The sequence below is a fragment of the Chloracidobacterium sp. D genome, from assembly GCF_018304685.1.
GTDB lineage: Bacteria > Acidobacteriota > Blastocatellia > Chloracidobacteriales > Chloracidobacteriaceae > Chloracidobacterium > Chloracidobacterium thermophilum.
The window spans coordinates 132,153-145,978 of record NZ_CP072635.1; the positions used below are offsets into that span (position 1 = coordinate 132,153).

11 protein-coding genes are annotated in these 13,826 nt (G+C 63.8%); all 11 read left to right on the top strand.

Annotated features, from left to right (window positions below; all coding sequences use genetic code 11):
* The first annotated feature begins 66 nt into the window (after nt 1-66).
* The 11 genes from J8C01_RS11740 to ribA all read left to right on the top strand — a co-directional run bounded on the left by J8C01_RS11740 (nt 67) and on the right by ribA (nt 13,717).
* Nucleotides 67-276 (top strand): hypothetical protein, encoded by a 210-nt coding sequence (locus J8C01_RS11740; protein WP_211433065.1) that lies wholly within the window; start codon nt 67-69, stop codon nt 274-276.
* Nucleotides 266-1,171: a hypothetical protein gene (locus J8C01_RS11745; RefSeq protein WP_211433066.1), complete on the top strand. Its 906-nt coding sequence runs from the start codon at nt 266-268 to the stop codon at nt 1,169-1,171. The genes J8C01_RS11740 and J8C01_RS11745 overlap by 11 nt, the downstream gene beginning before the upstream one ends.
* Nucleotides 1,168-1,593, top strand: coding sequence for a S26 family signal peptidase (locus J8C01_RS11750; RefSeq protein WP_211433067.1), 426 nt, complete (start codon nt 1,168-1,170; stop codon nt 1,591-1,593). The genes J8C01_RS11745 and J8C01_RS11750 overlap by 4 nt, the downstream gene beginning before the upstream one ends.
* A complete protein-coding gene (locus tag J8C01_RS11755) occupies nt 1,590-5,822 on the top strand; it encodes a C25 family cysteine peptidase (protein ID WP_211433068.1) in 4,233 nt (1,410 codons plus the stop codon). Before J8C01_RS11750 ends, J8C01_RS11755 begins: the two co-directional genes overlap by 4 nt.
* A gap of 132 nt (nt 5,823-5,954) precedes the next feature.
* On the top strand, nt 5,955-6,353 hold the full coding sequence (locus J8C01_RS11760) for a hypothetical protein (protein WP_211424542.1): 399 nt from the start codon (nt 5,955-5,957) through the stop codon (nt 6,351-6,353).
* Nucleotides 6,350-7,180: a tyrosine-type recombinase/integrase gene (locus J8C01_RS11765; RefSeq protein ID WP_211433069.1), complete on the top strand. Its 831-nt coding sequence runs from the start codon at nt 6,350-6,352 to the stop codon at nt 7,178-7,180. The genes J8C01_RS11760 and J8C01_RS11765 overlap by 4 nt, the downstream gene beginning before the upstream one ends.
* Nucleotides 7,177-8,187 carry a COX15/CtaA family protein gene (locus J8C01_RS11770; RefSeq protein WP_211433070.1) on the top strand — a complete coding sequence of 337 codons (1,011 nt, stop codon included), beginning with the start codon at nt 7,177-7,179 and terminating at the stop codon, nt 8,185-8,187. The genes J8C01_RS11765 and J8C01_RS11770 overlap by 4 nt, the downstream gene beginning before the upstream one ends.
* Before the next feature lie 102 nt (nt 8,188-8,289).
* Nucleotides 8,290-8,760 carry a VOC family protein gene (locus J8C01_RS11775; RefSeq protein ID WP_211433071.1) on the top strand — a complete coding sequence of 157 codons (471 nt, stop codon included), beginning with the start codon at nt 8,290-8,292 and terminating at the stop codon, nt 8,758-8,760.
* Nucleotides 8,761-8,876: 116 nt separating this feature from the next.
* The gene (locus J8C01_RS11780) at nt 8,877-9,626 is read left to right on the top strand and encodes a LolA family protein (protein WP_211433072.1); all 750 of its coding nucleotides are present in this window, start codon (nt 8,877-8,879) and stop codon (nt 9,624-9,626) included.
* Between the two features lie 129 nt (nt 9,627-9,755).
* Nucleotides 9,756-12,878 (top strand): WD40/YVTN/BNR-like repeat-containing protein, encoded by a 3,123-nt coding sequence (locus tag J8C01_RS11785; protein ID WP_211433073.1) that lies wholly within the window; start codon nt 9,756-9,758, stop codon nt 12,876-12,878.
* A gap of 200 nt (nt 12,879-13,078) precedes the next feature.
* Nucleotides 13,079-13,717 (top strand): GTP cyclohydrolase II, encoded by a 639-nt coding sequence (ribA, locus tag J8C01_RS11790; RefSeq protein ID WP_014101377.1) that lies wholly within the window; start codon nt 13,079-13,081, stop codon nt 13,715-13,717.
* Nucleotides 13,718-13,826 lie beyond the last annotated feature (109 nt).

The window sequence follows — 13,826 nt, forward strand, 5'->3', positions numbered from 1 at the left end:
GTCCAGCCCCCGCTCTATCCAGACCCCGCAACATTTAGCCTTCTGAATCACACTTTTGGAGAAGCCATGACCGAACCGTATTCATCATCCGCATCGGCGCCGGAGCCGCAGGAAAAGCCGGCGCGGCGTCCCTACACCAAACCATCCATCGTCCGGGTCGAGTTGCGCGCTGAAGAAGCCGTACTGGGGGCCTGCAAGACCGCCAGCAGCAGCGGACCGTTCAGTGGTTTCAGTGGTCAATGTACGACCCTCGCATGTAGCTCCATTGCTTCCTGAACGTCTCTGTTCCCGGCAAATCCGGTTGATGATTGGCGGGCTGCGGCTTGCCGTGGACGCCAGGGGACTCGACTTGCCCATGCACATCAGCGGCCCGACGGCGCGCTTCGTTACGCCTTGGGAGGACGCGCCGGCGGACGCGGCGATCCGCGTTGGCTGGCTGGACGAAGCCGCGCCGCCGCCGGAGCCAACGGAGTTGCTCTTTGCCTCCGGCGGGATGTGGACGCTGTACCGGGCCGCCGGTGGGTATCGCTACGACATTGCCACGCCGGTTTTCGGCCCTGAACCCTACCGCATTGCGTGGTTTGACCCGGCCTACCAGACCGGCCATGTCTGGTATCGCCGCCTGCCGGCCGTCATCGCCGCCATGCAGTCGCCGCTGGAATATCCCGTGGATGAACTGCTGGTGACAAACCTGCTGGCGCGTGGGCAGGGTGTCGAACTCCACGCCTGCGCCGTGGTGGATACGGACGGGCGCGGGTGGCTCTTTGTCGGGCAGTCCGGCGACGGCAAGACCACAACCGCCCGGCTGTGGACTCCGACCGGGGCGACGGTGCTCAGTGATGACCGGGTCATCGTCCGCCAGTGCGATGGGCAGTGGCTGATGTTTGGCACGCCGTGGCACGGGGAAGGCGAGTTTGCCTCGCCGGCTGCCACGCCTCTCAACGCCCTGTTCATTTTGTGCAAGGGCGCCGAAGACGCGGCCCGCCCGCTGACGCCGGGGCTGGCGGCGGCCCGGCTGTTTGCCCGTGCTTTTCCGCCTTTTTATGACGCGGCGGCGCTCGATTTCACGGCTGGTTTTCTGGAACGGCTCGTGACGGCCGTTCCCTGTTACGAACTCGTGTTTCGTCCGACGCCGGCTGTTGTGGACTACGTACGGAGGATGCAGCCATGACCGATGTCTGCTGGACGACGCTGGTCCGAAGTCTTCTGGCGCAGGGCTGTCCGGTGCGGTTCACCGCGCCGGGGCGCAGCATGGCGCCGACCATTGCCGACGGCGAGACGATTACCGTCTGGCCGCTGGGCGCCGATGAGCAGCCGGGGCGTGGGGAAATCGTTCTGGCGCAGGTGGACGGCCGGCTGATTGCGCATCGCATCATCGCAGTTCGTTCCGCTGCTGATGACACGTGGTTTGTACTGCGCGGTGACGCCCAGGGGCAGGCAACCGATGTTGTGCCGCGCCGGGCGATTCTGGGGCGCGTGCTGTTGCCGCCACGTTCCTGCCGCGCGCGGCTTGCCGGGGCCGTCTGGCGGCTCCGGCAGCGGTGTGCCCGGTGGAAACCTTTTTTGAAGCCTGTATTGGAGAAGACGCCATGAAACCGCAGATGAATAGGACTCGTTTTTGGGCCACAGTCAGACCGCTTTACGTGCTGGTGCTGGTTGGGTTACTGGCAGGGGTGGTGCCGCCGGTGGTCAGGCGGCCGGAAGTGCGGGCGGCCAGAACCCCGCTCAACGCGCAGATGATCACCGTCCGCGACAGCGGCGCACCCTTGGCAAATGGTGATTTTGTGGGCTGTTCGGCTTCGCCCGGTCTCAACACGTACTACTCGGTTTTCATCGAGGTGCCGAGCGGCACTTCGCGGCTGACGATTGACATTTACGACGCTGACTACGGCTCGACGGGCGGACCGGCCGGGGTCAATCGCTTTGACTTTCGGGTAGGAAACATATCAACAAACTATTCCCTGTTTGATCCCGCCGGTACGTCCATCTCTCTCAATGCTTCCCTGAGCGATACAGGTCTGAACTTCAACCAGGGTGACAACTCGGCCGTGGGCACGAACGGCCCCGACACCAGAGCCGCCAACGACCAGTGGAAGAACTTCTTCACGAGGGAAAATCCGGCAGCCGGCCACTGGGAGCTGCGCATCATTCAGCCTGGTGGAGGTAATAGCGGCGTCAATCCCTTCGGGGTGGCGGCGCACACGCTCAATCCCGGACCAAACCGGGATCAGAACCTGGGCGGCCCCACGACCGGTCGCGGGCTGAACATGTACTTCGATCCGGGCATCCATCTTGGTCCGCAGAATACTGAGCGCCAACCTCCCATTACGTGGAACTACTATCCCTACATCACCAGCGGTTGTACGTGCCGCGCCAACGAGTTTGACTGGGACGCCCCCGGTGGCACTGGCGCAATCACCTTCGTGAGTCGGACCGGGGGCTACACCCGCAACATTCCTACTGGTACTGAAACATTGTCTCCAAATGGGGAGTGGAGGAGCTTTGTGGTTGGTCCGTGGACGACCGGCGTCAGCGCCGTGGACTACGGTATCTGGAGCAACAACATCACTATCAACGGCTTCGCCAGCAACCACATCACCTACTACATTGGCAACCACAGTGCCCTCACGCCAACCACTTCCGGCAACAACATCACTCTTGCCAACTGGCGGCAGGGGGACAAGTTCCGGGTTTACTTTCCGGGCGATGCGGGGGCCACAACCGCACCACTCAAGCCCTACATGACGCAGCGCCTGTTTCACATTGGCAATCCGGGGAATGGTCCGAACCCACCGTGTAACAGTCCTCAGACGACCTTCTACCGGGTGCGGGTGGACATCGTCAACCCGACCGATCATGACATCGTGCTGGACGGCACGACCATCACCGGTCCGGTCTTCGGCACGCGGACGCGGCGCGTGGTGGCAAACATCCCCACCGTGACGGGAGTTTCCTACGCCAACGAGCCTATCTACGGCGGGGCGCAGGTGACCCAGGGGACGTTTACCCAGCCGGCCGACGGCGCCACTTCGGGGAGCATCACCTGGACGCCCGGCACAATTGCCGCCAACAGCGCCGCTTCGCTGTTCTACGTCATCCGGGTTTCGCCAACCGGAGGCCCACCCTGTGTGATGAATGTCACGGGGACGCCGGGCGGGACACCGGAAGGCACGACCGCCGTCTGGCTGGATGAGACCGGCAACACGACCCAGGAGCGGGCGACCTACACCTTTGGTCCGCTCTGCGAGCTGGCCGTGAACCGGAATGGCGCTTGCGCTGGCTGTACAGACAGTTCGCCACCACCGACCCCCACAAAAGTTGACCTGACCGGTTTCGAGGCGACGCGCTACGCGACCGGCGACGTGCTGGTGCAGTGGGCGACGGGTTACGAAAGCGCGCATTTGGGCTTTCACCTCTGGCGCGAACGCGACGGGCGGCGTGAGCGCCTGACGCCGGAACTCATTGCCGGCAGTGCCCTGCTGACCAGTGATGCCCTGACGGCCGGGCAACACTACACGTGGCGTGATGAAACGGCGCGGCTGGTAAAGGGCAGCGCCATCTACTGGCTGGAAGCTTACGATCTGGATGGTTCGCGGCAGTGGTACGGCCCTGTCACCCTGCGCCAGACGCGCGAGGCTGTGCCGCTGGCGTTGCTGAAGAACTCGCCGTTGCTGGGACACAGCACGTCCCGGCTGGGGCGGCAGATTGAGGATGATGCCGCACCGGCGGGTGCCGAACTGACCGGCAGCAAGGAGGCTTCCCGGTACAAGGCCGGGGCTGGCGTCGGGCTGGAGCCGCCGGGCGATTTGGAGATGCAGCAGTGGCTGGCGGCGCAGCCGGCGGTCAAGCTGCGGGTGACACGGACGGGGTGGCAGCGGGTGACGTTTGGGGCGCTGGCGGCGGCGGGGCTGTCGCCGACGGCTGATCGGGAGCGGCTGCAACTGTATGCCCACGGGCGGCAGGTGCCGCTGCGGGTGACGGCTGAGGGCATCGAGTTTTACGGCGTGGCCGACGACACGCCGGACAGCGGCGAGCGGGTGTATTGGCTGATTGAGGGGCGGACACCGGGCAACCGGGTGGGGCCGGGCGCTGGCGCGCCCATGCTGCGCCCGACATTGCAGCACTTCCGCTCGCGGGTGACGCGCGCCGACAAGACCATCTACTTTGCGGCGCTGCTCAACGGCGACGAGGACAACTTCTTCGGCAGTGTCGTCACCAACAGCCCCGTAGCGCAGGACATCGTGGTACGTGATCCGGCGACGGCGAGCGGCGAGCCGGCGCAGGTGAGCGTCGAGCTGCAGGGCGTCTCGCTCGGCGCGCACACGGTGAACGTCTTGTGGAACGGGCAGCCGCTTGGCGCGGTGACGTACACCGGGCGGAGTGTGGGGCAGGCGACGTGGACCGTGCCGGCCGAACAGGTCATCAACGGTGCGAATACCGTGACGCTTCAGGCGTCGGAAGCCGGGGATGTCAACCTGGTCAAGACGCTGACGGTCGAGTATGCCCGGCAGCTTCAGGCGGCGGATGACCGGCTGCTGGTTCACGTACCACGCACGGGCGGGCGGCACACGCTGCAGGTGACAGGCTTTACGGCTCCGGCTGTTGCCTTTGACATCACGCAGCCGGAGGCGCCGGTGCAGCTTCCGGTGCGGATGATGGGGCAGACGGCGATGCTGGGGGCCGCGGCAGGGCGGGACATCCTGCTGACGACAACGGGGGCGATGTGGTCGCCGCAGGTGGAAGCCAACACACCTTCAGCCTGGCATCGCACGGACGTGGCGGCGGATTTTGTCATTCTCACCCACGGCGCTTTCCGCCCGGCTGCCGAACGGCTGGCCCGGACGCGGCAGGCAGAAGGGCTGCGGACGGTCGTCGTGGACATCACGGATGTCTATGACGAGTGGGGCTATGGCGCGCCCTCTACGGCCGCGGTGCGGGCGTTTCTGGAGACGGCGGCTTTGCGCTGGGCGCGGCCGGCGCGGTATGCGCTGCTGGTGGGGAATGCGACGTTTGACCCGCGCGACTATCTGGGCTTTGGCGGGCACTTCATTCCGACGAAACTGCTGGCGGTCGGCACGCTGGAAACGGCCGTGGACGACTGGTTTGGCGACTTTGGCGGGACGGGACTGGCGCAGTTGGCGATTGGGCGGTTGCCGGTCAGGACGCCGGCCGAAGCGGAAATTGTCATCGGCAAGATACTGACCTATGAGCAGGCCGGTGCGGCCGACTGGAAGCAGCGGGTGGTGGTCGTGGCGGACAATCCTGACGCCGGCGGCGATTTTGACCAGGCGGCGACAGACATCATCGGTCTGGCGCCCGATCCGGCGCAGGTGACGCCCATCCGGCTGAGTATGCTGGGCGCGGCCGGGGCGCGGGCGGCCGTGCTGGCGGGCTTCAACAGCGGAGCCGGGCTGGTCAACTACGTTGGGCACGGTTCAACGCAGAACTGGGCGGCGGAGAACCTTCTGACCAGCGCGGATGCGGCGGCGCTGACGAACACGGGGCAGCCGGCGATTGTCGTCGGGATGACCTGCCTGAACGGTCTTCACCACGACCTGTACACGACCAGCCTGGGCAAGGCGCTGGTGCTGGCGCCGGGCGGGGCGGTGGCGACGTGGACGTCGTCGTCGCTGACGGTCAGCCCTGACCAGCACGGGGCGAATGTGGGGCTGCTCGATGCCCTGTACGGGCTGGAGCCGGCCGCGCGTCTGGGCGATGCCATCCGGCGTGCGAAGCTGGGGACGAACAGCCTGGAAGTCCGGCGGTCGTGGACGCTGTTGGGCGACCCGACGCTGCGCGTGCGGGAGATACCCCGGCGGTAGCACGACCGGCTGTGGCAAGGCTTCCATTGCTTGATTGAGGCTGGTGAGCGCCGTACGATGGGTGCGGCGCTCATCTTTTGAATGGCGCTCAAGTTGCGCCCTGGATGCAGGGCCCGTGAAGGATGAGAAACCATGAAGTCCCTACCGATGCCATTGCTTTCGATTGCCAACGGCGCTGCCCTGATGGCGTTGAGTGTGATTGGTTACGTACTCAAGGACCCGGCCAACAGCGGCAGGACGGCGCTGATACCGGGCGCGTTTGGCGTGCTGCTTGTGCTGTGTGGCGTGCTGGCACAGCGTGAATCGCTCCGCAAACACGCCATGCACGCGGCTTCGGCCGTGGCCCTGCTCGGTACGGTTGGCGGGCTCGTTCCCATCGTCATGAGTTTGATGAATGGCACATTTGGCGCGCGGCCGCTGGCGCTGGCGCTGCAAATCGGCATGCTGCTGATCTGCGGCGAGATGCTTGCCCTGTGCATCAACTCATTCGTGCAGGCGCGGCGGCAGCGCGCGCAGGAAGCCGCCGGATGACCGGCCTCCGGCTGGCGGCTGGCAGGCTGGATGCCTGCCGGTGGGCATTTCTCGCCCGTCTGGGGTCAGAGACGACCCGGCGGGTCTATGCGGCGGCGCTGGTGCAGTTCGATGCCTGGCTCCGGGAGCAGGATAAGGGCTGGCTGGATGCCACACCGGAAGATGTCAACGCCTTTTGTCAGTTTCTGCTGGCGCGGGTATCCCCGCCGACGGTTGGCGTCCGGCTGACGGCACTGCGGAAGTTCTACGCCGAGCTGGCCGCGCACCATCTGGTGGAGCGTAACCCGGCCCGGATTGTGGGGCCCTCCACGCGCGGTCGTCGGGAGACAACAGTTTGCGATGCGCCGATGCTGACGGCGCTTCTGGCGCTGCCGGACAAGCGTACACTGGTTGGGCTGCGCGATGCCTGTGTGCTGCGGCTGCTTGGAGAGTTGGGCTTGCGCGTGTCCGAAATCTGCCTGCTCCGGCAGCAGGATGTGGTGCGCTGTCCCGCTGTGGAAACCGGCCTGGGGCTTCAGGTGGGACGGGGCACCCGCTGGGCGCGTACGGTGGGGCTGTCGCCGGCGGTCAAGGTGGCGCTGGATGATTATCTGCGGCGCGATCTGCCGTTGCGTCGGTTGGCCAAAGGGTTTGGGCCGGAGGCGGCGCTCATTCAGGGCACGGCAGCCAACCGTCCGGTCGGGGGGCGTTCCCTGACGCCCCGTTTCATCTTCAAGCTCGTGCGGCGGTACGGTGAACTGCTTGACTATCCGGCACTCAACCCCCAGATGATACGCCGGGCCGCGCGTGCCAAAGCACCGGAAGAAGGTTCAGTGACAAACGTATGACAGGTGAACATGAGGGATTGACCGCCGGAGCACCGGCTGAAGACCGGCTGCGCCGTTTTGCCTGGGGCGTGGTCGGGTGGAATGTGCTGGTGATCGTCTGGGGGGCTTACGTCCGGGCGTCAAAATCCGGCGACGGCTGCGGCAGTCACTGGCCGCTGTGCAACGGCGAGGTCGTCCCGCCGGCGGGACAGTTCGCCACGTTCGTGGAGTTTATGCACCGGGCCACGAGCGGCATTGCCCTGCTGGGTGTGGTGGCGCTGGTGATCTGGTCGTTCCGGCGCTTTGCGCGCGGGCATTACGTCCGCCGGGCGGCCGGCTGGTCCCTGGCCTTCATCCTCATCGAGGCGCTCATTGGCGCGTTACTTGTCAAGCTGGAACTTGTGGCCGACAACCGCTCGGTGGCGCGGGCGGTCTATATGTCCGTGCATCTGGTGAACACGTTTCTGCTGCTTGGCGCGCTGACCCTGACGGCCTACTGGATCAGCGGTTTTCCGCCGGTGCGGTTGTCCGGTCACGAAAGGACCGTCCGCCATCTGTTGGCGGCCTTCGTGGCGGCGCTGGTGGTCGGCGTCACGGGTGCGATTGCGGCGCTGGGCGACACGCTGTTTCCGGCCACTTCACTGGCGCAGGGGATTGCCGAGGAGTTCTCAAGCCTGGCGCACTTCACAGTCAAACTCCGCTGGCTGCATCCGGTGGCGGCCGTACTGGCGAGCGCCGTCATCGTGATGGCGGCCGCCCGGCTGCGCACGGGCCCCGCAACGGCGCGGATGTCCGCAGTTGTCCTTGCCATCGTGGGCGCGCAGTTCATACTCGGAATCGTCAACGTCTGGTTGCTGGCGCCTATCTGGATGCAGCTTATTCACCTGTTTTTTGCCGATGCCCTGTGGGTGGCGTTGGTGCTGCTGGCTGCGGCGGCGCTGGGTCAGGATGCCGAGACGGTGACACCGGCTACCCTGGGAGCGCGGGCGTCCCGCCCGCAGGATGATTACGCTGCAACAGGAATCTGAAAGATGATTGGCAGTGCCTGGGAGCGCGGACTTCCAGCCCGCTATTACATTACATGACCACTCTGCGGGCGGGACGCCCGCGCTCCCAGGGGAAGTCACGCCATGCAAGCGACATTGTATCCCTTTCATCTGGCTTTTCCGGTCACAGACCTGGCGGCGGCCCGGCGCTTTTACGTCGGGCTGCTGGGCTGTCGGGTGGGACGTGAAAGCGACGACTGGATTGACTTTGACTTCTGGGGACACCAAATCACGGCGCACCGCATTGCCGGCCGCGCGCCGGTGGCGGGCCACAATCCGGTGGACGGCAAATCCATCCCGGTGCCGCACTTTGGTGTGGTGCTTGACTGGGAGACGTTTCACATGCTGGCAGAACGACTCACTCAAGCGGGCGTGACGTTTGTCGTCCCGCCATACATCCGCTTTGCCGGGCAGGTCGGCGAGCAGGCAACGATGTTTTTCTGCGATCCGGCCGGCAACCATCTGGAATTCAAAGCCTTCCGCCATGCCGCCGAACTGTTCGCGCCCCAGGGGACTGCCGGGGAGCAGTGCGCCGGGGGCGAAACCGTCCGATGAATCTGGCGTCCGTGGAAACTTCCTGAGAACTTTGCGGCGGGTGTTGGCGTACCGTGCAACGATCACGCACACCTTCCACTTGATCAAACGAACTTTCTTCACAAAGGAGCTTTCGCATGCTGCGTCGCACCTCGCTGTTGTCCTGCGGGCTTTTGGTATGTGTTCTGGCGCTGGCTTTTGGCAGCGTCCGGGCTGCCGATGAACCGACGCTTGAAGCCGTCGTTGCCCAGATTGTCAAGGCGCAAGGCGGAGAAAAGCTGAAAACTGTCAAATCCATCAAGACAACCGGCAAGCTGGTCTTCGGTGGCGGGCAGGCCGAGGGGCCGCTGGTTGGTTTCGTGGTGCGTCCCGGCAAAGTACGCCAGGAAATCAGTCTGGGTGGAGCCAGGCTCGTGCAGGCCTACGACGGCACCACGGCCTGGCAAATCAATCCCTTTGCCGGTTCTTCCAAACCCGAAAAAATGTCTGAGGATGAGGCCGGCAATTTGATGGATTCCGCCGACCTGGACGGCCCCTTCGTGGATTCGGCCAAGAAGGGCTACAAGCTGGAGCTGGCAGCAGACGAGGAACTCGATGGCACGCCGGTCCACGTCGTCAAAGTGACCAACAAGCGCGGCAAGGTCGAAACCTACTACGTGGATGCCGGGAGCGGTCTCATCCTCAAGGTCCGGGGCAAGGAGAAAATCCAGGGCAATGAGGTCGAAGTCGAGACGCTGCTTTCCAACTACAAGGAAGTCAACGGGATCATGACCGCCCATGCCATTGACCGGTTCATCGGAGGGCAACCGTTCATCCAGATTGTGTTCGAGCGGGTGGAACACAACGTCGAGGTTGAGGACAGTCTGTTCAAGATGCCCGAAGAATAACCTGACCGGTTGACCGGGCCGGTCATCCGGCCGGCCCGGTCGTTACGCCGACGCACTCTGCTGACTGGCGTTCTTCTGGGCAGCTTTCACCTTCAGTTCAACTCCAGCACGCTGTTTTTTCCAAAGCCTATGTACACCCTCAAGCCACTGTTCAGGGCGGCGCTCGCCCTGTGCTGCCTGTTTTCGCCTGGTAGTCTGGCCCAGCAATCTTCCAACCCGACGCCAGCCGTCACCGCCCCGGCCACGGTGGCGCTGGATGCCTCGATGCTCGGAGCTTTCACCGCACGGGCCATCGGCCCGGCAACGATGAGCGGCCGGATTGCCGCCCTTGATGTCGTCAACACCAACCCGAAAACCATCTATGTCGGCGCAGCCAGCGGCGGCGTGTGGAAGTCGGCCGACGGCGGTCTGACCTTCCGCCCGGTCTTTGACAAACACACCCAGTCCATCGGTGCGCTGACCATTGACCAGAGCCGCCCGGAAACTGTTTGGGTGGGCACCGGGGAAGGCTGGACGCGCAACTCGGTTTCGGTCGGCAACGGCGTCTATAAGACGACGGATGGCGGCGAAAACTGGACGCGCGTGGGGCTGGAAAAAACCGAACGGATTGCCCGCATTGTCATTGATCCGCGCCGTCCCGACACGGTTTATGTGGCGGCGCTGGGGCCGTTGTGGTCATCCGGCGAGGAACGCGGGCTGTACAAAACCACCGACGGCGGCAAGACTTGGACGAAAATCCTCTACGTCAATGCCGATACGGGCTGCGCCGACGTTGCCCTCGATCCCCAGGAGCCGGACATCATCTATGCTGCCATGTGGCAGTTCCGCCGTCAGCCATGGACATTTGCTTCCGGCGGCCCCGGAAGTGGGCTGCATAAATCCACCGACGGCGGCAAGACCTGGAAGAAACTGACCGTGGGCCTGCCCGAAGGCGACCTGGGGCGAATTGCCCTCGCTGTTGCGCCGTCACGCCCGAATGTCGTCTATGCCAACGTCGAAAGCCGCAAGACGGCGCTCTATGTGTCGCAGGATTTGGGTGAAAGCTGGACGAAGGTCAACGATGCCAATGCCAGCGTCAGGTCGCGCCCGTTTTATTTCAGCCTGCTGGTGGTTGACCCGAAGGATTACCGGCGGGTGTACAAGCCGGCCACCACGCTGGCCCGCAGTCAGGACGGCGGCAAGACCTTTGAGACCATTGCCGGCAGCACACACAGCGATCACCACGCCCTCTGGATCAATCCAGCCAATACCGACCACCTGCTGCTCGGCACGGATGGCGGCGTGTATGAATCGCTCAACGGCGGCCGGACGTTCCGCCTGCTGCGCGCACTGCCGGTGGCGCAGTTTTACCACGTGACGGCCGACAACGCGCGGCCGTACAACGTCTATGGCGGCTTGCAGGACAATGGCACTTGGATGGGGCCATCGCACAAGCCGGGCGGCATCACGAATGCCGACTGGCGCAACATCGGGTTCGGGGATGGCTTCTGGGCAGTGCCTGACCCAACCGATGCCAACTTTGTCTATCTCGAATCGCAGGGTGGGAACCTGGCGCGGTGGGACCGGCGCACCAACGAGACGAAGTTCATTGCGCCGTCAGCGCCGCCCGGCGAAAAGCTCCGTTTCAACTGGAACAGTCCCATTGCGGTTGGGCGCAAAAATCCGTCCAACCTCTATTTCGGCGCACAGTACCTGTTTCTGTCACGTGACAAGGGTGAGTCTTGGACGCGGATTTCCCCTGACCTCACCACCAACGATCCCAACAAACAGAAACAGGAAGAATCCGGGGGGCTGACCGTAGATAACACCACGGCGGAAAATCACTGCACGATTTTCACCATCAGTGAGTCGCCGCTGGATGAAAAGGTCATCTGGGTTGGAACTGACGACGGCAACTTGCAGGTGACCCGTGATGGCGGCCGGACGTGGACGAATGTCGTGCGCAACATTCCGGGGCTGCCGCCCAACACCTGGTGCAGTTGTGTCGAGGCATCCCGTTTTGCGGCTGGAACGGCCTACGCCACGTTTGACGGCCACCGCACCGGGGATATGGCGACGTACGTCTATCGGACGGATGACTTCGGCCAGACCTGGCAACGCCTGACGCAAGGGGATGCGACCGGCTACGCACACGTCATCCGGGAAGACACGGTTGTTCGCAACCTGCTGTTTCTCGGTACGGAAATGGGCTTTTTCGTCTCCATTGACCGGGGTGAACGGTGGGTGAAGTTTACCGGCGGGCTGCCGAACGGGCTGCCGATCTATGACCTGTTTGTTCACCCACGCGAAGGTGATGTGATTCTGGCGACCCACGGGCGGGGCATCTACATCGTGGACGATATTTCGCCGCTGCGGCGGTTGACGCCGGAAGTGCTTGGGCGCGAGGTGGCGTTCCTGGAAACACGCCCGTCCCTGTTGCGGACGCCGGTCATTTCCCAGAGCTTCTCCGGCGACGATGAGTTTCGCGGCACGCCACTGCCGGACGCCGCCATCATCACCTACTACCTGAAGGAACGGCACGTGGTCGGCGATTTCCGCGTGGAAATCTACAATCCGGTCGGGGAGTTGATTTCGACGCTGCCCGGCGGCAAACGGAAAGGCATCAACCGGGTGGAATGGCCAACCCGGCTCAAGCCGCCCCGGGTGCCGCGCTCGGAAGCTGCGCCGTTCCCACTTCCGGGCCCGACGGTGCTGGAAGGGACCTATACGGTCAAGCTCATCAAAGACAAGCAGGTGTACACCGGCACGATCACGTTGGCAGCCGACCCGACTTCACCCCATCGCCCGGCCGACCGCGAGCTGCGGCAGCGGACACAGCTTGAACTCTACGCCCTGCTGGAGCGTCTGGCTTATGTTGATGCAGCGCTTACTGAAGCCCGTGATGCTGCACGGGCGCGCGCCAAGGGGCTGACGGCCGAGGACGCACTGGGCAAGCAGCTCACGGCCTTTGCTGACCGTTGTCAGGCGTTGCGGGCGACCCTTGTGGCCACCCGCGAAGGCGGTATTACCGGTGAGGAGCAGTTACGTGAAAAGCTGGCCGATCTCTACGGCAAGCTCAGCTACTACAGTGGGCGGCCTTCAGCCTCGCAGTTGGCGCTCGTGGTGCCTTACCGGCAGGCCGTCGAGCAGGCCGAAGCCCAGCTCAGGAAGCTCACAACGGATGAGTTGTCCCCGGTCAATGCCGCACTGAAGGCCCGGAACCTGGCTGTCATTGAACCCCTGACCCGTGAAGCATTCGACCGCCGCCCCTGATCAGGCCCGGCGCTTTCCAGCCAGGGTAAGCCTTGTTGGAGAAAGGCTGCCCAAGTGCGGAAAGCACGCTTGCCGTTGCTGGGTGCTCTTTCTACGATGAAGCAAAACGCATCCGGCTTTTTGCCCCACGAAGCCGGAGCCAGCCCACCAGGGCTTTGCCGGGGTGGGACAACAAATAGAAAGTGGAGACATTCATTACAATGGAAGCCATATCAGGGGAAGGAACGACGGAGAGCCGTCCGGCCTGGACGATTGAGCGGGTGGCTGAAGCGAATCTTCCCACAGAGTTTGGTCTGTTTCGCATTATCGGGTACCGCAGTCTGACGAGTGATGAGGAGTTTGTGGTGTTGCTCAAGGGGGTGCCATCCCCACACGTACCAACGCTGGTCCGCATTCACTCCCAATGCCTGACGGGCGATGTCTTTCATTCCATCAAGTGTGACTGCGGCCCCCAGTTGCAGCGCGCTATGGAAAAAATTGCGGCGGCAGGTCTCGGTGTCATTGTCTATCAGCACCAGGAAGGGCGTGGCATCGGGATTTTGAACAAGATTCGGGCCTATGCCCTGCAGGATCAGGGCGCGGATACCATTGAGGCCAACGTCCGGTTGGGCTTTGACGTGGATGCCCGCGATTACACCCAGTGCGTCGAGATTTTGCAGGAGCTTGGGCTGAAGAAAATCCGTCTGATGTCAAACAACCCGCTCAAACTGGCAGCACTTCAGAATGCCGGGCTGGAGGTCGTTGAGCGCGTGCCTATAGAACTGGCGCCACGGGCGCCTTCGGTCAACTACCTCCGCACGAAAAAGGAAAAAATGGGACACTTGCTGAGCGTCGTCTGACGACGCCGGCTGGTGTGGACGGGAACGGGCCGACCCCCGGCGGCCCTGTACCGTTTCACCTTTTCCACGTTCCCGCCCAACGACGGCCTCTTTCCCTTGTGCTCTGTTC

What these genes read in the sequence shown, in the direction of transcription:
- J8C01_RS11740 (WP_211433065.1), top strand. Translation starts at nt 67, where the DNA reads ATGACCGAACCGTATTCATCATCCGCATCGGCGCCGGAGCCGCAGGAA.
- J8C01_RS11780 (WP_211433072.1), top strand. Translation starts at nt 8,877, where the DNA reads ATGCTGCGTCGCACCTCGCTGTTGTCCTGCGGGCTTTTGGTATGTGTT.
- J8C01_RS11770 (WP_211433070.1), top strand. Translation starts at nt 7,177, where the DNA reads ATGACAGGTGAACATGAGGGATTGACCGCCGGAGCACCGGCTGAAGAC.
- J8C01_RS11785 (WP_211433073.1), top strand. Translation starts at nt 9,756, where the DNA reads ATGTACACCCTCAAGCCACTGTTCAGGGCGGCGCTCGCCCTGTGCTGC.
- J8C01_RS11750 (WP_211433067.1), top strand. Translation starts at nt 1,168, where the DNA reads ATGACCGATGTCTGCTGGACGACGCTGGTCCGAAGTCTTCTGGCGCAG.
- J8C01_RS11765 (WP_211433069.1), top strand. Translation starts at nt 6,350, where the DNA reads ATGACCGGCCTCCGGCTGGCGGCTGGCAGGCTGGATGCCTGCCGGTGG.
- J8C01_RS11760 (WP_211424542.1), top strand. Translation starts at nt 5,955, where the DNA reads ATGAAGTCCCTACCGATGCCATTGCTTTCGATTGCCAACGGCGCTGCC.
- ribA (WP_014101377.1), top strand. Translation starts at nt 13,079, where the DNA reads ATGGAAGCCATATCAGGGGAAGGAACGACGGAGAGCCGTCCGGCCTGG.
- J8C01_RS11755 (WP_211433068.1), top strand. Translation starts at nt 1,590, where the DNA reads ATGAAACCGCAGATGAATAGGACTCGTTTTTGGGCCACAGTCAGACCG.
- J8C01_RS11775 (WP_211433071.1), top strand. Translation starts at nt 8,290, where the DNA reads ATGCAAGCGACATTGTATCCCTTTCATCTGGCTTTTCCGGTCACAGAC.